We start from the raw sequence: 19,256 nt of genomic DNA, 5'->3' as shown, positions 1-19,256 counted from the left end.
TTGACAGAAACGCCGAATCCGGTCAGAGGCGCGCGGATATTGGGGGCGGCGCCTGCGCGCGGCCCTCTATGTTTTTCACACCCACGTCGGGGCCATAGTCCCGCCACATGATCCGCTTCGGCGGAAAATGTGCAGATTTTTCGAGGAACAGGGCCATGGCCAAACCGACGACCGTCAAGATCAAGCTGGTGAGCACCGCCGACACGGGCTTTTTCTATGTCACCAAGAAAAACCCGCGCACGATGACCGAGAAGATGTCGGTGCGGAAGTACGACCCGCGCGTGCGCAAGCATGTCGAGTTCAAGGAATCGAAGATCAAGTGACGCATCGACCCGTTCGGCAAGGCCGAACGGTTTGGCAATGCGTCATCCCCGCGAAGGCGGGGATCCAAAGGGCGGCCGCGTGCCGCCCTTTTTCGTGCGCGCGGGACATACAGGATGGGCGCGGGAATCGGGTTTCAACCGTCGTCATGCTGAACCTGTTTCAGCATCCATGGCATCGGCCATCGCCAAACGCTGCGCTGAAGGAAGCGGCAGGCCGTGGACCCTGAAACAAGATCAGGGTGACCGAAGAGGAATGCCGGACTTGAACCCGACACTGTCGATCTCAGGCAAACACGCCCACGCTCTCGATGAACTTGATCACCGAAATCGGCTTCGAGACATAGGCTTCGGCGCCCGCCGCCTTGATCTGTTCCTCGTCGCCTTTTCCGGCATAGGCAGTCACCGCCATGATCGGCACCTCGCGCAACATGACGTCGGCCTTCATCTGGCCGATCAGTTCGAGCCCGCTGACATGCGGCAACTGGATGTCCATGATGATCAGATCGGGGGACACTTCGCGCGCCCTGGCGAGCGCGTCGCGGCCGTCGCGCACCGGATGCGCGCTATAGCCATGGGCGTTGAGCAGGTCGCAGAACAGGCGGAGGTTCAGCTCATTATCCTCGACGACCAGGATGGTCTTGCCCATGTTGTTTCTGTTCCCCACCTTGCGTCTGCGGCCCGTTTAGGCGAATCGGCCGCATGACACAATTGCCTCGCGTTGAAGGGAAATCGGGCGTGCAGGACGAGGATGCGGCGCTGGCGCTTCAGGCGCTCGGCTGGATTTTGAGCGACGAGCCGCGCGCCGAGCGGCTGCTCGGGATGACCGGGCTCGACCCGAGCGAACTGCGCGCCTCGCTGAGCGAACGCGCGACGCTCGCGGCGATCCTGTCGTTCCTCACCGCTTATGAAGCCGACCTTGTCGCCTGCGCCGAGGCGCTCGATATCAAGCCCGAAGCCATTGCCGCCGCGGCGCAGCGGCTCGAAGGACATCAAAGGATGGACGCATGACCCGCCCCCTTTCCCGCCCCTTGGTCATCACCGATTGCGACGAGGTGCTGATGCATATGGTCGTCCCCTTTGCCGAGTGGGTCGACGAGGCGCATGGCGTGCTCTTCCGCATGGAGGATGCAAGCTTTGCCGGTGCGCTCAAACGCAAGGAATGCGGGACGCCGCTCGAGGCTGCCGAAGTCTGGCCCTTGCTCGACGGTTTTTTCCGCACCGAGATGGGGCGACAGACCGAGATTCCGGGCGCGATCGCGGCGATGGCGGCGATCGCCGACCATGCCGACATCGTCGTGCTCACCAACGTCGGCCCCGAGCATCAGGCGGCGCGCAGCGAGCAGCTTGCCGCGCTCGGCCTCCACGCGCCGGTGATCGGCAGCCGGGGGGGCAAGGGCGAACCGGTGCGCGCATTGATCGCGGAGCGTCGGCCGTCGGTCGTCGTGTTCATCGACGATCTGCCGAACCATCATCACTCGGTCGCGATCGAGGCGCCCGACGTGTGGCGGCTGCACTTCGTCGGCGAACCCGCGATCGCCGACAAGGTGCGGCCCGCGAAATATGCGCACACGCGAATCGACGATTGGAAGGCGGCGCAGGACTGGATATTGGCGCGGCTGACCGAAAATATTCCCGCGCCCGCGCCCCAACTGGTCTAGAAGGAATCCCCCATGTCCGACGTTACCGCCAAACTTGCCGAACTCGGCCTTGACCTGCCCAGGCCCGCCGCGCCGGTCGCAGCCTATGTGCCCGTCGTCGAGCATGGCGGCCTGCTGTATATCAGCGGCCAGCTGCCGTTTCGCGACGGGCAGGTCGTCACCGGCCGGCTGGGCGACGATACCGACGTCGCGAGCGGCTATGATGCCGCGCGCCGCTGCGCACTGATGCTGGTCGCGCAGATCGGCCAGGCGCTGGACGGCGACTGGTCGCGCGTCGAGCGCGTCGTGAAGCTGGGCGTGTTCGTCAACAGCACTCCCGCCTTCACCGATCAGGCGAAGGTCGCCAATGGCGCGTCCGAGCTGTTCGAATCGCTGTTCGGCGAAGCGGGCCGCCATGCGCGCGCGGCGGTCGGCGTCGCGGTGCTGCCGCTCGGCGCATCGGTCGAGGCCGACGCGATCGTCGCGGTGCGGCCGGCGTAAGGCCACGGTGGCCGAAGCCGATCCGCCCGCGCGCACCGTCTCGCTCGGCACCGGCGTTGCCGCGGTCGATGCGGCGGCGTGGGACGCGCTCGCAGGCTTTGGGGCAGGCGGCGGCAATCCCTTTGTCAGCCATGATTTTCTGGCGCTGCTCGAAGAATCGGGCAGCGTCGGGCCGGGAACCGGCTGGCAGCCCGCGCCGATCCTCGTCGAGAACGAGAGTGGCGCGCTGATCGGCGCCGCGCCCGCCTACCTCAAGTCGCACAGCCAGGGCGAATATGTCTTCGACCACGCATGGGCCGATGCCTGGGCACGCGCGGGCGGCGACTATTATCCGAAGCTCCAGATTGCGGCGCCCTTCACGCCGGTACCGGGGCCGCGGCTGCTGGCCGGGGACGATGCGGCGGCGATGCTGCTGATCCGCGGGGCCGAGGCGGTGGTGCGACAGAATGAATTGTCGTCGGCACACGCGACCTTCGTGGCGCCCGAGCAGATGCCGCTGTTCGAGGAGGCGGGCTGGCTCGTCCGCCGCGACATCCAGTTTCATTTCGCGAATAGCGGATACGCCAGCTTCGACGATTTCCTCGCGACGCTGACCTCGGCGAAGCGCAAGCAGCTTCGCAAGGAACGCGCGCGCGCGATCGAGGGGCTGCGCATCGAGGAGCTGACCGGCGACGCGCTGAAAGCCGAGCATTGGGACGCGATGTGGGCCTTTTATCAGGACACCGGCGCGCGCAAATGGGGGCAGCCGTACCTGACGCGCGCGGCGTTCGACCTGATGGGACGGCGCATGGCCGACCGGATCATTCTGGTTCTGGCCTATGAGGAGGAACAGCCGGTTGCGGGCGCGATGCATTTCGTCGGCGCCGACACGCTCTATGGCCGCTATTGGGGCTGCCTGCGCGACATCCCCTATCTGCATTTCGAGCTATGCTATTACCGCGCGATCGACCTTGCGATCGCGCGCGGCCTGTCGCGGGTCGAGGCCGGGGCGCAGGGCGGGCACAAGCTTGCCCGCGGCTATGGTCCGGTCGCGACCTGGTCGGCGCACTTCATCGCCGATCCGGGCTTTCGCCGTGCGGTCGCGGATTATCTGGAGCAGGAACGCCGCGCCGAGGAAGCGGAGATGGACTGGCTCGAAGGGCATATGCCGTTTCGGCAGAAGGTCTGAGACCCTGTGATTTCGTCGCCCCGGACTTGATCCGGGGTCCACGCCTCGTCGATTGGAAGGATGCCGGATCAAGTCCGGCAGGACGAGGCAAGTTCTGCCAAGGTATTAGCCGGGGAAATTATCCGGAAGATTGTCCGGAAAGATCAGGCGGCAAAGCGGCGCTGGGCGGGACGGCGGGCCGTCTCGTCAAGCCAGGCGCGCGCCTGGCGCTGTGCTTCGGCGATTTCGTCGCGGTTCATTTCGTCGGACAGGTCGGCGCGGCATTGCTGGCCTTCCTTGTTGCCGCCGAGCGCGGCAAGATTGAACCATTTATGCGCCTGGATCAGGTCGACATCGACACCGCCGGTCCCGGTCGAAAAAGCGATGCCCAGATCGAAATAGGCATTGGCGTCGCCGCGGGCGGCGTCGAGCAACCGGCTCTCGATCAGATATTGCGCGGACTTCAGACTGTTGGCCATAATAACCCCCTGTCGCCTCCCCCCACAGGAAGCTTCGAGGCCCAACCTTGCGGCTTATGGTCAACAAAAGGTTAAGCGATATTCGGGTTTTTTGTGGATATCCGCGACAAATGGCTAAAATCAGCCATTCGCATCGTTAATCAATCCACCGGATAATTGTCGATCAGGCGCGTTTTGCCGATCCGCGCGGCCGCGAGAAGGCGTGCGGGCGCGCGAAAAACGTCCAGCCTTTCCAGACTGCCGGCATCGGCGAGCGCGACATAATCGACGCTGTCGAACCCGCCCGCGACGATATCGGCCTTGGCCCTGGCGAGCGCGTCGTCGACGTCCGCACCGCCCGCAATCGCTTTCGCCGCCGCCTGCAAGGCTTTGGGAAAGGCGACCGCCGCGGCGCGCTGGTCGCTCGACAAATAGGCATTGCGCGACGACAGCGCGAGGCCATCCACGTCGCGCGCGATCGGCGCACCCAATATGTCGAGCGCGAAATCGAGGTCGCGCGCCATGCGCCGGATGATCGCGAGCTGTTGCCAGTCCTTCTCGCCGAAGATTGCGACGTCGGGATGGACCTGGTTGAACAGTTTCGACACCACGGTTGCGACGCCGTCGAAATGGCCGGGGCGCGCCGCGCCGCAATAATCGGCGCCGAGTTCGGCGACTTCGATATGCGTCGAGTGGCCGGCGGGATACATGATCGCGACATCGGGTGCCCAGAGCAGCCCGACGCCTTCCTGTGCGAGCAGCGCGGCGTCGCGCGCCTCGTCGCGCGGATAGGCAGAAAAATCCTCGTTCGGGCCGAATTGCGTCGGATTGACGAAGATCGACACGACGACATGGTCGGCGACGCGCTTTGCCATGCGGACAAGCGAAAGATGCCCGTCGTGCAGCGCGCCCATCGTCGGCACCAGCGCGACGCTCTTGCCGCCCTGCTTCAGTGCCGTAACGGCACGGCGCAGCATCGCGATGTCACGGATGATTTGCACGCTTGCCCAGCCTCCGATATTGGCGGCGCGACCATATCACTTCACGCGCCGGCCGCCCATGCCGCGCGAACAGGAAAATCGCAACGCCCCATGTCGACCCAAGTGACGAAGCCCGCGCCGCACCGTATCATCTTTGCCAATGAAAAGGGCGGGACCGGCAAGTCGACCTGCGCGGTGCATTTCGCGGTCGCGCTGGCAAGCCAGGGCTGGCGCGTCGCGGGGCTCGACCTCGACCCGCGCCAGCGCACCTTTCACCGCTATCTCGAGAATCGCGTCGGCACGGCAAAGCGCCGCGGCATCGAATTGCCGACGCCGCATTTCGAGGTGTTCGAAGGCGCGACGATCGAGGAACTCGACGCGCAGGTCGATCGGCTGAGCGCCGATGTCGATTATTTCGTCGCCGACACGCCGGGCCGCGACGATATCTTCGCGCGCCACCTGGCGACGACCGCCGACACGCTCGTCACGCCGATCAACGACAGCTTCATCGACTTCGACCTGATCGGTCAGGTCGATCCCGAAACGTTTCAGGTCGTGCGCCCCAGCTTTTATTCCGAACTCATCTGGGACACGCGCAAGGCGCGGGCGAAGAGCGACGGGCGGACGATCGACTGGATCATCCTGCGCAACCGCCTGCAGCATGTCGATGCGCATAACATGCGCCGCGTCGGCGAAGCGCTGACGCAGCTGTCGCGCCGCGTGGGTTTTCGGGTCATTCCGGGGCTTGGCGAGCGCGTGATCTATCGCGAGCTGTTCCCCGCGGGGCTGACCCTGCTCGACAAGGCGCATCTTGGCGGCATGGGGATCGGCCATGTCGTCGCGCGGCAGGAATTGCGCGAAGCGATGGCGGGACTGAACCTTCCGACGCGCGAGCGGTTGCACCCAGACGGTGATCTGTTCGCCGCCGCCTGACCGCCCCTCTCCCCAAAAGGATCAGCCATGACCCACAATTTCCACCCGACGATGCTTCGCGAATATGACATCCGCGGGGTCGTTGGCGATACCTTGTCCGACAAGGACGCCTATGCGATCGGGCGCAGCTTCGCGACCTTGATCGCGCGCGCGGGCGGCAAGCGGGTCGCGGTGGGCTATGACGGGCGGCTGTCGTCGCCGATGCTGGCCGACGCGCTGATCGCTGGGGTCAATGCCGCGGGCATCGACGCGCTGAACGTGGGGCTCGGCCCGACGCCGATGCTCTATTACGCCGCCTCAACGGAAGAGGTCGACGGCGGCATACAGATAACCGGCAGCCACAACCCCCCCGACTATAATGGCTTCAAATTTGTGATGCAGGGGCGCCCTTTCTATGGCGCCGACATCCTGCGGATCGGCACTCTCGCCGCCGCCGGCGACTGGGAAAGCGGAGCGGGCATCTCGCAGAGCATCGACATCGTCGATGCCTATGTCGACCGGCTGGTCGAGGGCTTCGCGGGCGGCGCTTTCCGCATCGGCTGGGACGCGGGCAACGGTGCAGCGGGCACGGTGATCGAGAAGCTGACCGCGCGGCTCCCGGGCGAGCATCACCTGCTCTTTACCGATATCGACGGCCATTTTCCCAATCATCATCCCGATCCCACCGAAGAGAAGAATCTGGCCGATCTGAAGAAGCTCGTCGCCGAGAAGAGCCTCGATTTTGGCGTCGCTTTCGACGGAGATGGCGACCGCATCGGTGCGATCGACGGCGAGGGCCGCGTGATCTGGGGCGACCAGCTTCTCCAGATCTATGCCGCCGCCGTGCTGGAGGATTTGCCGGGCGCCACGGTCATCGCCGACGTGAAGGCGAGTCAGGCGCTGTTCGACCGCGTCGCCGCGATGGGAGGCAAGCCGCTGATGTGGAAGACCGGCCACAGCCTGATCAAGGCCAAGATGAAGGAAACCGGCAGTCCGCTCGCCGGCGAGATGAGCGGGCATATCTTCTTTGCCGACCGCTATTACGGGTATGACGATGCGCCCTATGCCGCAGTGCGGTTGATCGAGGCGGCCGAGAAGCTGGGCAAGAGCGTGACCGAGTTGCGCAGCGAGATGCCCGTGATGGTCAACACCCCCGAGCTGCGCTTCCAGGTCGACGAAGTGCGCAAATTCGCCATTGTGGACGAGGTTTTGGCGCGGCTCGCGGCAGCGGGTGCCAACGTCGACCGCACCGACGGTGCACGCGTCCTCACCGACGACGGCTGGTGGCTGCTGCGCGCCTCGAACACGCAGGATGTGCTTGTCGCGCGGGCCGAGGCGAACGACGAAGCCGCGCTCGATCGGCTGATGGCGGCGATCGACGAGCAGCTGGCGCTGTCGGGGGTCGCGCGCGGCGAGGCGGTCGGGCACTGATTTCCCTCCCGCAAACGGGAGGGGGCAATTCGTCCCTGCAAAAATCTTGCCAGATTGACCTTGGCCGCGTCGCTGGGGTAACGCGCGGATCGGGGCTAGAACTGGAACCGACCGACCTATGACCGACGAATCCACTGTGGGAACGCTGACCGAAAGCGATCATGGCGTCGCCGAGCACAAGGCGCATGCCCACGAGAATGCCGCGGCGGGCAACGGCCTCGCGGTCATTTCGATCGCGAAGAGCTATGACAAGCGCACCGTCCTGTCGGACGTTTCGCTCTCGGTCGGCAAGGGCGAGGTTGTCGGTCTGCTCGGCCCGAACGGCGCGGGCAAGACGACCTGCTTCTATTCGATCATGGGACTGGTGAAGCCCGACGCCGGGCGCATCATGCTCGACGGGTCGGACATCACCGCGCTGCCGATGTACCGCCGCGCGATCCTGGGCCTGGGCTATCTGCCTCAGGAAACCTCCATCTTTCGCGGCATGACCGTCGAACAGAATATCAGCGCGGTGCTCGAACTCGCCGAACCCGACAAGGTTTCGCGCGAACGGCGGCTCGAGGAACTGCTCGACGAATTCGGCCTGGCGCGGCTCCGCGATTCGGCGGCGATGGCGCTGTCGGGCGGCGAGCGCCGCCGCGCCGAAATCGCGCGCGCGCTTGCGGCCAACCCTTCGATCATGCTGCTCGACGAGCCTTTCGCCGGCATCGATCCGCTGTCGATCAGCGATATCCGCGACCTGGTCGTCGATCTGAAGACGCGCGGCATCGGCGTGCTGATCACCGACCATAATGTGCGCGAGACGCTCGACCTGGTCGATCGCGCGGCGATCATCTATGACGGCAAGGTGTTGCTTGCCGGATCGCCAGCCGAGCTCGTCGCCGACCCCGAAGTCCGCCGACTGTATCTGGGCGAAGGGTTCTCGCTTTGAGCGTACCGCACAATCGAAAATGGTTCGTGTTCCCCCGCAAAGGCGGGGGTCCATCACCGGTGGGTGCCATGTTGAGCCGACAGGTGATGGGTCCCCGCCTTTGCGGGGACGCACAGCCTTTTTGATGGCGTAGCGCTGATGGCGTTGGGTCCGCGCCTCGATCTCCGCCAGTCGCAATCGCTGGTGATGACGCCACAGTTGCAGCAGGCGATCAAGCTGCTTGCGCTGTCGAACCTCGAACTCGAAGCCTATCTGGCCGAAGCGCTCGAGGGCAATCCGCTGCTCGACGCCGCCCCGGGCGACGGCGACGGAAGCGGCGGTGACGAACCCGGCGACGAAGCCCCGATCGCCGCCGCATCGGGCGAAACCGACACCGACCATGCGCTATCCTCCGACGCCGGCACCGCCGACGACCTCGACGTCGATTTCGGCGAAGAACGCTTTCACCATGATAGCGCGAGCGATTCGGTCGGACTGTCGGGCGACAGCGAAGGCATCGATTTCGACAGCTTCGCCGAACATGAAGGCACGCTCCACGACCATCTGCTCGCGCAGGTCGGAGAGCGCTTCAGCGGGATCGAGGCGATCGTCGCGGGACAGCTTGTCGCGTTGATCGACGAGACCGGTTATCTGCGTGCCGACCTTGGCGAAGTCGCGGCGCAGCTCGGCGTCGCGCTGGCGCTGATCGAGCAGGTGCTCGCGGGCGTTCAGCTGTTCGACCCCTCCGGCGTCGGTGCGCGCGACCTGGCCGAATGTATCGCGATCCAGGCGCGCGAGGCCGACCGTTATGATCCGGCGATGGCCACCATGATCGCGCATCTCGATCTGGTCGCCAAAGGCGCCTTCCCGCAACTGAAGCGCATCTGCGGCGTCGACGACGAAGATCTGGCCGACATGATTCGCGAGCTGCGCAGCTATGACCCCAAGCCGGGGCTGAAGTTCGGCAGCGACGGCGCACAGACGGTCGTCCCCGACCTCTATATCCGCCAGACGGCGAAAGGCTGGGTGGTCGAAATCAACAGCGGCACCTTGCCGCGCCTACTCGTCAACCGCCGCTATTATACCGAGCTGGCGCAGGGCGCGGCGGCGAAGAGCAAGGCCTGGCTGTCGGAGCAGCTTGCAGGCGCGAACTGGCTGGTGCGGGCGCTCGACCAGCGCCAGCGCACGATCGTCAAGGTCGCGAGCGCGATCGTCAAGCAACAGGAAGGCTTTTTCCTGCACGGTGTCGCGCATATGCGGCCGCTGACACTGCGCCAGGTCGCCGAAGAGATCGGCATGCACGAATCGACCGTCAGCCGTGTGACGAGCAACAAATATCTGAGCTGCGCGCGGGGGCTGTTCGAGCTCAAATATTTCTTCTCGAGCGGCATTTCGGCGACCGAGGGCGACGGCGCGGTGTCGGCCGAGGCCGTGAAGAGCCGGATCAAGGCGATGATCGAGGCCGAAGACGCCAAGGCTATCCTGTCCGACGAGACGATCGCGCAGAAGCTGTCGGCCGAAGGCCATGACATCGCGCGGCGCACCGTCGTCAAATACCGCGAGGCGATGGGATATGGATCGTCGGTGCAACGGCGGCGGCAGAAGGCGTTGGCGGGGTAGTTCTTCGTCGTCGCCCCGGCCCCTTCGACTTCGCTCAGGGCGGGCTTGATCGGCAATTATCCCACTGGGACAAGGAAGGGTTGTTCCCGCGCGAAGGCGGGGTTCCAGCGGCAAGGAAAGACGCGCACGGCAACGCGCCCTTCGACGCTTCGCGTCGAGCCTGGACCCTCGCCTTGGCGGGGGAACACATATTTGCGCCGATGGAAGGTATGTGCTCCGATGGGATGTATCCGGATTTGATCTGGGGTCCATGCGGTCGAGCGCGGCGATGGATACCGGAGCAAGTCCGGCATGACGAAATATGGCCCCGCAGCGGTTGACTTTTTACCCGCTTCCCCATAGTTGCGCCGCTTCGCGTCAATACGCCAAGATTTACGGATACAGATCATGAAGATTCGCAACAGCCTGAAGTCGCTGAAGGACCGCCACCGCGATAACCGCGTTATCCGCCGCCGTGGCCGCACCTATGTGATCAACAAGACCAACCGCCGCTTCAAGGCGCGCCAGGGCTGATGCCCCTGCCGGGGCGGTTTTCGCCCCGCGCGCATGTGCAAGTCAGCGTGACGCCGTCGGATGCTTCCGGCGGCGCTTTCGCGTGTCTGGAGGCCGCATGATTCGGCAGAGCGTGATCTTCGATGTCGGCCGCGTCCTGTTCGACTGGGACCTGCGCCACCTGTTCGCCAAGCTGATCGCCGACCGGCAGGAACTCGAATGGTTCGTTACCAACGTCGTGACGCCGCAATGGCATTTCCAGCATGATGCAGGGCGCCCGCTCGCCGAGATGGTCCCCGAACTTCAGGCCGAATTTCCGCAGCATGCCGCGCTGATCGACGCCTATGCAACGCGCTTCAACGAGACGATTCCTGGCCCGGTGCGGGGCAGCATCGAACTCGTCGAACGGCTCGACGCCGCCGGCGTGCCGCTGTTTGCGATCACCAACTTCGGGCATGAATTCTGGGAAGGTTTCCGCCCGACCCAGCCGGTGTTCGACCGCTTCCGCGATATCGTCGTGTCGGGGACCGAAAAGCTGATCAAGCCCGACCCCGCGATCTATCGCCTCGCGATCGAACGATTCGGCATCGACCCCGCGGGGGCGCTGTTCGTCGACGATGTCGCCGCAAATATCGCGGGCGCCGAATCGGTGGGGATTGCCGGACATCGGTTCGTCGATGCGGCTATGCTGGAAGCGGCGTTGGTGCGGCGTGGATTTCTGTCCGCGTGACGTGAAAATACCCGCACGTCCGGGAAATCCAGAGAGAGCCTATTTCTCCACCCCCAGCTGCGTCAGCACGAAGGCAAATTCCTCGGCGTCCTCGTGCAGCGCGCCCCAGCGGCCCGACTTGCCGGCATGGCCCGCGCCCATGTTGGTGCGCAGCAGCAGCGTCGCATCGTTGGTGCGCGTCGCGCGGAGCTTGGCGACCCACTTCGCCGGTTCCCAATAGGTCACGCGCGGGTCGTTGAGGCCCGCCGACACCAGCATCGGCGGATAGGCTTTCGCGGTGACGTGATCATAGGGGCTGTACGACAGCATATAATCGAACGCCGCCTTGTCGGTGATCGGATTGCCCCATTCGGGCCATTCGCCCGGCGTCAGCGGCAGCGTTTCGTCGACCATCGTGTTGATGACGTCGACGAAGGGCACGCCCGCGAGCACCGCGCCCCACAGCTCGGGCGCTTCGTTATAGATCACGCCCATCACCTGTCCGCCCGCCGAGCGGCCTTCGACCGAAATCCGGCCCGCGGCGGTGTATTTGCTGGCGATCAGGCCCTTCGCGACGTCGATGAAGTCGTTGAACGTGTTCTTGCGCTCGGTCGTCTTGCCCGCGAGATACCAGGCGCGGCCCATGTCGTCGCCGCCGCGGACATGCGCGATCGCATAGATCATCCCGCGATCGACCAGGCTGAGCCGTGTCGTCGAGAAACCCGGCGGGACGCGATAGCCATAGCTGCCATAGGCATAGAGGTGCATCGGCGCGCTGCCGTCGAGCTTCGTGCCCTTCTTGTAGACGAGCGAGGCGGGGATCAGCGTCTTGCCGTCACGCGAGGGCAGATTAACCCGTTCGGTTACATATTGTGTCGCGTCATAACCTGAAGGGATTTCCTGCACCTTCAGCGTCTCGAGCGTCCCGCTCGCCAGATCATAATCATAGACGGTGTCGGGCGTGACCATCGATTCATAGTCGAGCCGCAGCTTGTCCTGATGATATTCGGGGTTGTCGCCGAGGCCCGCCACATAGGTGGCTTCGGGAAATTTGATCCGGCCGGGGGTCAGCGGCGCATCATAGGTCCGCACATCGACCTGATCGAGCCCGTCCTCGCGCGCTTCGACGACAAAATAGTCGCGGAACACGGACAGGCCGGTGATATAGCTGTGGTCCGACCCCGGAATCAGCGTCTTCCATGTCCCCGGCGCCTTCACGCTCGCGGTCGCGACGCGGAAGTTCGGATGCTCGTCATTGGTATGGATATAGAGCGTCCCGTCGCGCTCATCGACGCTATATTCGCGGCCCTTCTGGCGCGCCGACACCAGCTGCATCGGCGCTTCGGGATTATCGGCAGGGAGCAGATAGACTTCGCTCGTCTCGTTATCGCCCGTCGCGATGACGATATAATTGTCGGCCGCGGTCTTGCCGATCCCGACACCGAAGCCGATGTCGGCTTCCTTGTAGAGCAGCTTATCTTGCGCGACCGGCGTCCCCAGCTTGTGCAGCCGGACATTGTCGGTGCGCCAATTCTCATTCGCGAGGCCATAGAGGATCGCGTCGTTGCCCGTGGTCCAGACCAGCGACGACAAGGTGCCGGGGATGGTGTCGGGCAGCAACTCGCCGGTGTCGAGGTTGCGGATGCGCGCCTCGAAGCGTTCGGAGCCATTGTCGTCGAACGAATAGGCCATCAGCTTGCCGTTCGGACTGATCGACAGCTCGGCGAGGCGGAAATACTCCTTGCCCTCGGCCATCGCGACTTCGTCGAAGATCAGGTCCGCATCGCCGCCCGCGGCGGGCTTGCGGTACCATTTCTTATATTCGGCGCCTTCCTCATATTCGACCCAGTAGATCCAGTCGCCGTCCTTCTGGGGCACCGACGAATCGGCTTCCTTGATCCGGCCCTTCATTTCCTGGAACAGCGTCTCGACAAGCTTCGCGTGCGGCTTCATCGCGGCGTCGAAATAGGCGTTCTCGGCCTTCACATAGTCGAGGATGTCGGCGTCATCGACGACCGGATAACCCTGGTCGCGCAGCCAGAAATAGGGATCGGAGAGCGTTTCGCCGTGCAGCGTCAGTTCGTGTGGCCGCTTGTCGGCGACCGGAGCGGCAGGCAGGGCGGGGCTGTTGGTCAATTCGGTCTCTTTCTGTTCGGCGAAAGCGCTTGGGGTCGCGACGAGCGGGGTGGTAATTGCGGCAAGAAACATCCAAATAGCGCGCATCACTCAAGCTCCCGCGGCGGCGCCCCCGATGGGCAGGATCGGCTGCGATGTAGGAACAAGGAACAGCGCATGTCCACCCCCGTCCATGCAGAACGCCTCGCCCGTGTCCGCGCCGTTCTTGCAGCGCGCGGCCTCGACGGTTTCGTCGTGCCGATCAGCGACGAGCATATGAGCGAATATGTCGGCGCCTATGCGCAGCGCATGGCGTGGCTGACGGGCTTCGGAGGATCGGCCGGAACCGCGGCGGTGCTGCCGCACAAGGCCGCAGTGTTCATCGACGGCCGCTATACCGTGCAGGTGCGCGATCAGGTCGACGGGACGCTGTTCGACTATGTCGGCGTGCCGCAGTCGAGCGTGGCCGAATGGCTGGGCGCGAATGCCAGCGCGGGGCAGAAGATCGGCTATGATCCGTGGCTCCACAGCATCGACTGGGCGCGGAGCCTGGAAAAGGCGCTGACGGCGAAAGACGCGAGCCTCGTCGCGGTGACGCCGAACCCGATCGACGCCGCCTGGGACGACCAGCCCGCGCCAAGCGACGCGATCGTGACCGTCCACAATGCCGCGCTCGCGGGGCAAGGCGCCGTCGAGAAGCGCGAGGTGATCGCCGACTGGCTGAAAGCGAAAGGCCTCGACACGACCGTCATGACCGCGCTCGATTCGATAGCCTGGACCTTCAACATCCGCGGCACCGACGTCAGCCACACGCCCGTCGGGCTGTCGTTCGCATTGCTGCATGCCGACGCGACCGCCGACCTGTTCATCGCGCCCGAGAAGATCACCGACGCAGTGCGCGCGCATCTGGGCAACAGCGTGCGGATCCATGATCGCGATGCGTTCGAAGCGGCGCTCGCCGACCTGTCGGGCAAAGCGGTCGCGGTCGATCCCGACCGCGCCGTCGCCGCGATCTTCACGGCACTCGAAGCCGCGGGCGCGAAGATCGCGCGTCACCGCGATCCGGCGGTGCTGCCCAAGGCGATCAAGAACGACACCGAACTCAATGGGACGCGCGCCGCGCATGTGCGCGACGGCGTTGCGGTGGCGCGGTTCCTGAAATGGATGGAGGAGGTCGCGCCGCAGGGCGGTCTCGACGAACTCGGCGCCGCGGCGAAGCTCCGCGCGTTCCGCGACGAGAATGGCGCGCTCAAGGATCTGTCGTTCGACACCATCTCGGCCGCCGGCCCGAACGGCGCGCTGCCGCATTACAAGGTCGACGAGACGACGAACCGCGCGATCGAAACCGGGACGCTGTATCTGGTCGATTCGGGCGGGCAATATGACGACGGCACGACCGACATCACGCGCACGATCGCCATCGGCACGCCGACCGCCGAAATGCGTCGCCGTTTCACCCAGGTGCTGAAGGGCCATATCGCGCTTGCGACCGCGCGCTTCCCCACGGGCACGCGCGGCAGCCAGCTCGACATTCTCGCGCGGCAGTATCTGTGGGCCGACGGGGTCGATTATGCGCATGGCACCGGCCACGGCGTCGGCGCGTACCTCGCGGTACACGAAGGACCGCAGCGCATCGCCAAACCCGCGGGCGGACAGGCGGGGACCGAAGAGCCGCTTCACGCCGGCATGATCCTCTCGAACGAGCCCGGCTATTACAAGGCCGGCCATTTCGGCATCCGCATCGAAAATCTCGTCGTCGTCGAACCGCAAAGCATCGCGGGCGCCGAAGAGGAAATGCTCGGCTTCGAGACGATCACCTTTGCGCCCATCGCGCAGAATCTGGTCGACGCATCCCTGCTGTCGGCTGCCGAGGCCGACTGGCTCGATGCCTATCACGCCGCGGTACGCGACAAGCTGGGCAGCGGCATGGAGGGCCTAGACCGTGACTGGCTCGACGCGGCCTGTGCACCGCTCGACCGCACGCCCGCCGCGCTCGCGGCCTGAGGCTCGAATGAGCCATCCGCGCCGCGACGTGCCGCTGACCGATTTCCGCGTGCAGGAACGCATCCGCGTACGTTTCAACGAGATCGACGGACAGAATATCGTCTTCAACGGCAATTATCTGGTTTACGCCGACATTGGCGTGACCGAATATTTTCGCGCGATCGGCGAGGGACAGCCCGGCCCCTATTTTCACCAATATGGTACAGACATTCGCGAAACGCATTGCGAGATCGACTATCACGCGCCCGCGCGGCTCGATGAACTGATCATAATTGCCGCGCGGATCAGCCGATTCGAGAAAGCGAGCTTCACGCTCCATTGCTGCATTTTCAGGGATAATGAACGGCTGACCGATATCGAGATCAGCTATGCGCATATCGACAGCGACAGCGGAGGCCCGACGCCCTTGCCCGGCAGCTTCATTGCCGAAGTCCGACGATTCGAATCGCGCACCCCGATTCAGGACTGACGAATCACCGAATCGACCCTCTCAACCAAAAAGGTCGAAAAAAAAGGGCCACCCGAAGGTGGCCCGTGAAAGTTTTGGGAGAGGATGCCTAAAAGGCATGCTCATATTGCACTGCACCAAAATTGGTGCAACTGCGAAATAAGCATCCGCTATTGCATTTTTTGCAATCGATAACGTTATCATCCTTCAAGTCATGCAATCCTCCCCCTCTCGCAAAACGCGCCAGGATCGCCTAGATTGGGGCCATGGGAATGTTCAACAATATGGACGTCGGCGGCGGACTGTCCGACTTCTGGGCCTATGTCCGCGAGCCGCGCCCGCATCGCTGGGCCAGCTGGGGCGTCGCGATCGTCGCGCCGATCGTCATTTTCTGGGGTTTTTCGACCTATCTCATCCCCTATGAAAAGCCCAAGCGGTCGATCCTCTATTTCGAAAGCTGGACCAAGGATCGCAGCGAAGCCGAGATCCGCGCCGACTGGGTTGCGCGCGCAAAGGCGACGACGCTGCGCAACGCCGAAACGCGGGCCGAATATCAGCGGCTCGCGAAAGGGCTGGGGATCGACTATGATTCGAGCGAAGCCGACAGGCTGACGCGCGAGACGCTGGGCGAGAAAGCCGCGGCCGATGCAATGAAAAAGCCCGAACCGCGGAAAACTCGCTCGACTCTGGCCGAACGTGCAGCGCGCGGGCCTGTGGCCAAAACCCTACCCTGATGCAGGGCGCGCGCGCCGACGCCGACTGGATGGCAGTCGCCATCGCGCTGTCGCAGCGCGCCCGCCCGTCGTCGGCGCCCAACCCCAATGTCGGGTGCCTTCTGGTCAAGGATGGCCAGGTGATTGCGCGCGGCTGGACCCAGACCGGCGGGCGGCCGCATGCCGAGGCGATGGCACTCGATGCGGCAAGCAACGCAGCACGCGGCGCCACCGCCTATGTCACCCTGGAACCCTGCGCGCATGCGAGCCCGCGCGGACCCGCGTGCAGCGATACGCTGATCGCCGCGGGCGTCGCGCGCGTCGTCGTCGCGGCGCAGGATCCCGACCCGCGCACCGACGGCGCGGGCATTGCGCGATTGAAAGCGGCGGGGATCGAGGTCGTGACGGGCGTTCTGGCCGCCGAAGCGCGCGGAGCGATGGCGCCGTGGTGGGCACGCCAGACGCGCGCGCGGCCCTTTGTCACGCTCAAGCTCGCGACGTCGCTCGACGGCTGCATCGCGCGCGCCGACGGGGCGAGCCGCTGGATCACCGGCGAACGCGCCCGCGCGCACGGCCATCTCGAACGCGCGCGTCATCAGGCGATTCTCGTCGGGCGCGGGACGTTCGATGCCGATGCGCCCAAGCTCGACGTCCGGCTGCCCGGGCTGACCGATCGCAGCCCGAAAAAACTGCTGCTGACGCGCGGGGCTGCTCCGCAAGGATGGACGGCCGTCGCGTCGCCGGACGCGATCGAAGGCGTCGATTCGGTGCTCGTCGAGGGCGGTGCCGGCGCGGCGTCGGCGTTTCTCGCCGCCGACCGCGTCGATCGGTTGCTGCTTTATCGCGCGCCGATCCTGATCGGCGGCGGCAAGCCCGCGCTTGGCGATATCGGCCTTACCGATCTGGCCGAAGCGCATCGATGGCGGCTCGCCGACAGCCGCCTGCTTGGCAGCGACCGGCTCGACGTCTACGAGCGCGCCAGAGAAGGATAAGAGGGGCCCTATGTTCACCGGCATCATCACCGACATCGGCACCATCCGCAGCCGCGAGGACCGCGGCGACACGCGGCTGATCATCGGCACCGTCTATGACACCGACCGAATCGATCTGGGCGCTTCGATCGCCTGCTCGGGCGCGTGCCTGACGGTCGTCGACAAGGGGCGCGATGCAGATGGCGACTGGTTCGCGATCGACGCGAGCGGCGAAACGCTGGCGCGCACCGCGCCGGGGATGTGGGACGTGGGCCGCCGGCTCAACCTGGAACGCGCGCTCAAGATCGGCGACGAGCTGGGCGGCCATATCGTCACCGGTCATGTCGACGGCATCGGCCGTATCGTCGCGGTCACCCCGGTCGGCGACAGCGTCGGCGTCACCGTCGCCGCGCCCGCCGATCTGGCCGCCCAAATCGCGTCCAAGGGATCGATCACCGTCGACGGCATTTCGCTGACGGTCAACGAGGTGACCGACCAGCCCGATGGCGAAGCGCATTTCACGCTCAACATCATCCCGCACACGCAGGACATGACGACGCTCGACGAAGTCTCGGTGGGGCGTCCGGTCAATCTGGAAATCGACATCCTCGCGCGCTATCTGGCGCGGATGCAGGCGCGCGGTTAGGCGCTGCTTCCGGATTATCTCACGCAAAGGCGAGCGGCGTCAGCCTTCGCTCCACGGCCCCGCCAGCTCGGGATCAGCAGCCACCATCGACCGGCGCATCGCGACGCGTCCGATGCGCAGCAGCTCGGCCTTGCGCCGCGCCGGGGCGAGGTTGCAGCTCGCGGCTTCACGCACCACCGCCGCGCCATAACGGTCGGCGATGATCAGCCCCGATGTTTCGGGACGATAGTCGGGCGTGTCGAGGATCGCAGGATCGAGACCCGCCGCGAGCGCCCAGTAAAAGCGGTCGCACCAGTCGCAATAGTCGGGCCATTTGCCGTCGCCGTGCAGGTCGGCGCGGCTGACCTTGATCTCGACGATCGTGATATGGCCCCTGGCGTCGATCGCGGTGAGATCGGTGCGGCGGCCGTTGGGCAAAGTCACCTCGGGTATCGCGACCAGGCCCTGTTGTGCGAACAGCCGGCACACGCCGCGCGCGACGTCCGCGGCGGTCATGGCTTGGTCGAGATTGGTGCTCGCCATCGGATTTGGCTCATCCCTCTGGGCCGTTTGTCCTGAGCCTGTCGAAGGACTGTTCCTTCTTTGGGTCGTCGCAACAAGGATGGTGCTTCGACACGCTCAGCACGAACGGACGTCGGCGGAATTTCTCAGAAGGGGACGTCGTCGTCCAGATCGTCGTCGAACGGCGGACGGCCACCGCCGCCACCCGCGCTGCCGCCGCCAAAGCCGCCGCCGCCCGAGCTTCCGCCCGACGAACCGCCGCCCTGATCCCAGCCGCCGCTCGATCCGCCGCCGCCGCCGGATGCGCCGCCGCCCTGCGACCAGCTATCGCCGCCGCGTGACCCGCCGCCGCCGCCGGGCGCGCCGTCGAGCATAGTCAGCGTGCCGCCCATGCCGGCAATCACGATCTCGGTCGTATATTTGTCGTTGCCGTCGCGATCCTGCCATTTGCGGGTGCGCAGGCTGCCTTCGATATAAACCTTCGAGCCCTTTTTCAGGAAGCGTTCGACCACGCCGACCAGCCCGTCGCCATTGATGACGACATTATGCCATTCGGTGCGCTCCTTGCGCTCGCCGGTCATGCGGTCCTTCCACTGTTCGGAAGTCGCGATGCGGATGTTGGCGATCTTGCCGCCGTTCTGGAACGACTTGATTTCGGGATCGGCGCCCAGATTGCCGATCAAAATTACCTTGTTGACGCTGCCAGCCATTGCCGCTCCGCTCCGCTAGAAAATGTGG

At 64.9% G+C, this 19,256-nt stretch carries 22 protein-coding genes; 16 read left to right on the top strand and 6 right to left on the bottom strand.

The window, feature by feature from the left end; genetic code table 11:
• Positions 1-155 precede the first annotated feature (155 nt).
• Positions 156-323 carry a 50S ribosomal protein L33 gene (rpmG, locus tag ACO055_RS13915; RefSeq protein WP_058818055.1) on the top strand — a complete coding sequence of 56 codons (168 nt, stop codon included), beginning with the start codon at positions 156-158 and terminating at the stop codon, positions 321-323.
• Between the two features lie 283 nt (positions 324-606).
• Here the strand turns inward: rpmG and ACO055_RS13910 are convergent, their stop codons facing one another.
• The gene (locus ACO055_RS13910; protein WP_422059474.1) at positions 607-969 is read right to left on the bottom strand and encodes a response regulator; all 363 of its coding nucleotides are present in this window, start codon (positions 967-969) and stop codon (positions 607-609) included.
• Between the two features lie 53 nt (positions 970-1,022).
• On the opposite strand from ACO055_RS13910, the gene ACO055_RS13905 reads away from it, so the two are divergent.
• The 4 genes from ACO055_RS13905 to ACO055_RS13890 are packed head-to-tail and all read left to right on the top strand — an operon-like array spanning position 1,023 to position 3,629.
• Positions 1,023-1,331, top strand: coding sequence for a DUF3572 domain-containing protein (locus tag ACO055_RS13905; RefSeq protein ID WP_422059473.1), 309 nt, complete (start codon positions 1,023-1,025; stop codon positions 1,329-1,331).
• Positions 1,328-1,981, top strand: coding sequence for an HAD family hydrolase (locus tag ACO055_RS13900; RefSeq protein WP_422059472.1), 654 nt, complete (start codon positions 1,328-1,330; stop codon positions 1,979-1,981). The genes ACO055_RS13905 and ACO055_RS13900 overlap by 4 nt, the downstream gene beginning before the upstream one ends.
• Positions 1,982-1,993: 12 nt before the next feature.
• Positions 1,994-2,461, top strand: coding sequence for a RidA family protein (locus ACO055_RS13895; protein ID WP_422059471.1), 468 nt, complete (start codon positions 1,994-1,996; stop codon positions 2,459-2,461).
• Between the two features lie 7 nt (positions 2,462-2,468).
• Entirely contained in the window at positions 2,469-3,629 is a 1,161-nt protein-coding gene (locus tag ACO055_RS13890) for a GNAT family N-acetyltransferase (RefSeq protein WP_422059470.1), read from the top strand.
• 143 nt (positions 3,630-3,772) lie between these two features.
• Here ACO055_RS13890 and ACO055_RS13885 read toward each other — a convergent pair whose 3' ends face one another.
• Entirely contained in the window at positions 3,773-4,087 is a 315-nt protein-coding gene (locus ACO055_RS13885) for a hypothetical protein (RefSeq protein WP_422059469.1), read from the bottom strand.
• Between the two features lie 140 nt (positions 4,088-4,227).
• A complete protein-coding gene (panC, locus tag ACO055_RS13880; protein ID WP_422059468.1) occupies positions 4,228-5,067 on the bottom strand; it encodes a pantoate--beta-alanine ligase in 840 nt (279 codons plus the stop codon).
• Positions 5,068-5,169: 102 nt separating this feature from the next.
• On the opposite strand from panC, the gene ACO055_RS13875 reads away from it, so the two are divergent.
• The 6 genes from ACO055_RS13875 (at position 5,170) to ACO055_RS13850 (ending at position 11,141) form a co-directional block, all read left to right on the top strand.
• Positions 5,170-5,979, top strand: a complete 810-nt coding sequence (locus tag ACO055_RS13875; protein ID WP_422062472.1) for a division plane positioning ATPase MipZ — start codon at positions 5,170-5,172, stop codon at positions 5,977-5,979.
• 27 nt (positions 5,980-6,006) lie between these two features.
• Entirely contained in the window at positions 6,007-7,389 is a 1,383-nt protein-coding gene (gene pgmG, locus ACO055_RS13870; RefSeq protein WP_422059467.1) for a phosphoglucomutase/phosphomannomutase PgmG, read from the top strand.
• 118 nt (positions 7,390-7,507) lie between these two features.
• The gene (lptB, locus tag ACO055_RS13865) at positions 7,508-8,320 is read left to right on the top strand and encodes an LPS export ABC transporter ATP-binding protein (protein WP_422059466.1); all 813 of its coding nucleotides are present in this window, start codon (positions 7,508-7,510) and stop codon (positions 8,318-8,320) included.
• Positions 8,321-8,458: 138 nt separating this feature from the next.
• Positions 8,459-9,919, top strand: coding sequence for an RNA polymerase factor sigma-54 (rpoN, locus tag ACO055_RS13860; protein WP_422059465.1), 1,461 nt, complete (start codon positions 8,459-8,461; stop codon positions 9,917-9,919).
• A 387-nt stretch (positions 9,920-10,306) separates the two neighbouring features.
• Entirely contained in the window at positions 10,307-10,432 is a 126-nt protein-coding gene (gene ykgO, locus ACO055_RS13855; RefSeq protein ID WP_003046794.1) for a type B 50S ribosomal protein L36, read from the top strand.
• 97 nt (positions 10,433-10,529) lie between these two features.
• Positions 10,530-11,141, top strand: coding sequence for an HAD family hydrolase (locus ACO055_RS13850; protein WP_422059464.1), 612 nt, complete (start codon positions 10,530-10,532; stop codon positions 11,139-11,141).
• 39 nt (positions 11,142-11,180) lie between these two features.
• Here ACO055_RS13850 and ACO055_RS13845 read toward each other — a convergent pair whose 3' ends face one another.
• A complete protein-coding gene (locus ACO055_RS13845; RefSeq protein WP_422059463.1) occupies positions 11,181-13,343 on the bottom strand; it encodes a S9 family peptidase in 2,163 nt (720 codons plus the stop codon).
• A gap of 69 nt (positions 13,344-13,412) precedes the next feature.
• Between ACO055_RS13845 and ACO055_RS13840 the strand changes: the two genes are divergently transcribed.
• The 5 genes from ACO055_RS13840 to ACO055_RS13820 all read left to right on the top strand — a co-directional run bounded on the left by ACO055_RS13840 (position 13,413) and on the right by ACO055_RS13820 (position 18,017).
• Entirely contained in the window at positions 13,413-15,239 is a 1,827-nt protein-coding gene (locus ACO055_RS13840) for an aminopeptidase P family protein (RefSeq protein ID WP_422059462.1), read from the top strand.
• Positions 15,240-15,246: 7 nt separating this feature from the next.
• Positions 15,247-15,708 (top strand): acyl-CoA thioesterase, encoded by a 462-nt coding sequence (locus tag ACO055_RS13835; RefSeq protein WP_422059461.1) that lies wholly within the window; start codon positions 15,247-15,249, stop codon positions 15,706-15,708.
• Between the two features lie 245 nt (positions 15,709-15,953).
• The gene (locus tag ACO055_RS13830; protein ID WP_422059460.1) at positions 15,954-16,421 is read left to right on the top strand and encodes a hypothetical protein; all 468 of its coding nucleotides are present in this window, start codon (positions 15,954-15,956) and stop codon (positions 16,419-16,421) included.
• Between the two features lie 29 nt (positions 16,422-16,450).
• The gene (gene ribD / locus ACO055_RS13825; RefSeq protein ID WP_422062471.1) at positions 16,451-17,392 is read left to right on the top strand and encodes a bifunctional diaminohydroxyphosphoribosylaminopyrimidine deaminase/5-amino-6-(5-phosphoribosylamino)uracil reductase RibD; all 942 of its coding nucleotides are present in this window, start codon (positions 16,451-16,453) and stop codon (positions 17,390-17,392) included.
• Between the two features lie 10 nt (positions 17,393-17,402).
• Positions 17,403-18,017, top strand: coding sequence for a riboflavin synthase (locus ACO055_RS13820; RefSeq protein WP_422059459.1), 615 nt, complete (start codon positions 17,403-17,405; stop codon positions 18,015-18,017).
• A gap of 39 nt (positions 18,018-18,056) precedes the next feature.
• On the opposite strand, the gene ACO055_RS13815 is transcribed toward ACO055_RS13820, so the two are convergent.
• A complete protein-coding gene (locus tag ACO055_RS13815; protein WP_422059458.1) occupies positions 18,057-18,539 on the bottom strand; it encodes an MmcB family DNA repair protein in 483 nt (160 codons plus the stop codon).
• Positions 18,540-18,664: 125 nt separating this feature from the next.
• Entirely contained in the window at positions 18,665-19,228 is a 564-nt protein-coding gene (ssb, locus tag ACO055_RS13810; RefSeq protein WP_422059457.1) for a single-stranded DNA-binding protein, read from the bottom strand.
• Positions 19,229-19,256: the final 28 nt, after the last annotated feature.

The organism is Sphingopyxis sp., assembly GCF_965227415.1.
GTDB lineage: Bacteria > Pseudomonadota > Alphaproteobacteria > Sphingomonadales > Sphingomonadaceae > Sphingopyxis.
The sequence above is the reverse complement of the archived record's forward strand: the minus strand, read 5'-3'. Positions and strand labels throughout refer to the sequence as shown.

Excerpts from the sequence above, each read along its gene's own strand:
- ACO055_RS13845 (WP_422059463.1), bottom strand. The coding sequence starts at position 13,343 with ATGCGCGCTATTTGGATGTTTCTTGCCGCAATTACCACCCCGCTCGTC.
- ACO055_RS13830 (WP_422059460.1), top strand. The coding sequence starts at position 15,954 with ATGGGAATGTTCAACAATATGGACGTCGGCGGCGGACTGTCCGACTTC.
- ssb (WP_422059457.1), bottom strand. The coding sequence starts at position 19,228 with ATGGCTGGCAGCGTCAACAAGGTAATTTTGATCGGCAATCTGGGCGCC.
- rpoN (WP_422059465.1), top strand. The coding sequence starts at position 8,459 with ATGGCGTTGGGTCCGCGCCTCGATCTCCGCCAGTCGCAATCGCTGGTG.
- pgmG (WP_422059467.1), top strand. The coding sequence starts at position 6,007 with ATGACCCACAATTTCCACCCGACGATGCTTCGCGAATATGACATCCGC.
- ACO055_RS13850 (WP_422059464.1), top strand. The coding sequence starts at position 10,530 with ATGATTCGGCAGAGCGTGATCTTCGATGTCGGCCGCGTCCTGTTCGAC.
- ACO055_RS13910 (WP_422059474.1), bottom strand. The coding sequence starts at position 969 with ATGGGCAAGACCATCCTGGTCGTCGAGGATAATGAGCTGAACCTCCGC.
- ACO055_RS13815 (WP_422059458.1), bottom strand. The coding sequence starts at position 18,539 with ATGGCGAGCACCAATCTCGACCAAGCCATGACCGCCGCGGACGTCGCG.
- ACO055_RS13905 (WP_422059473.1), top strand. The coding sequence starts at position 1,023 with ATGACACAATTGCCTCGCGTTGAAGGGAAATCGGGCGTGCAGGACGAG.
- ribD (WP_422062471.1), top strand. The coding sequence starts at position 16,451 with ATGGCAGTCGCCATCGCGCTGTCGCAGCGCGCCCGCCCGTCGTCGGCG.
- ACO055_RS13840 (WP_422059462.1), top strand. The coding sequence starts at position 13,413 with ATGTCCACCCCCGTCCATGCAGAACGCCTCGCCCGTGTCCGCGCCGTT.
- ykgO (WP_003046794.1), top strand. The coding sequence starts at position 10,307 with ATGAAGATTCGCAACAGCCTGAAGTCGCTGAAGGACCGCCACCGCGAT.
- ACO055_RS13895 (WP_422059471.1), top strand. The coding sequence starts at position 1,994 with ATGTCCGACGTTACCGCCAAACTTGCCGAACTCGGCCTTGACCTGCCC.
- ACO055_RS13900 (WP_422059472.1), top strand. The coding sequence starts at position 1,328 with ATGACCCGCCCCCTTTCCCGCCCCTTGGTCATCACCGATTGCGACGAG.
- ACO055_RS13885 (WP_422059469.1), bottom strand. The coding sequence starts at position 4,087 with ATGGCCAACAGTCTGAAGTCCGCGCAATATCTGATCGAGAGCCGGTTG.
- rpmG (WP_058818055.1), top strand. The coding sequence starts at position 156 with ATGGCCAAACCGACGACCGTCAAGATCAAGCTGGTGAGCACCGCCGAC.
- ACO055_RS13835 (WP_422059461.1), top strand. The coding sequence starts at position 15,247 with ATGAGCCATCCGCGCCGCGACGTGCCGCTGACCGATTTCCGCGTGCAG.
- ACO055_RS13820 (WP_422059459.1), top strand. The coding sequence starts at position 17,403 with ATGTTCACCGGCATCATCACCGACATCGGCACCATCCGCAGCCGCGAG.
- lptB (WP_422059466.1), top strand. The coding sequence starts at position 7,508 with ATGACCGACGAATCCACTGTGGGAACGCTGACCGAAAGCGATCATGGC.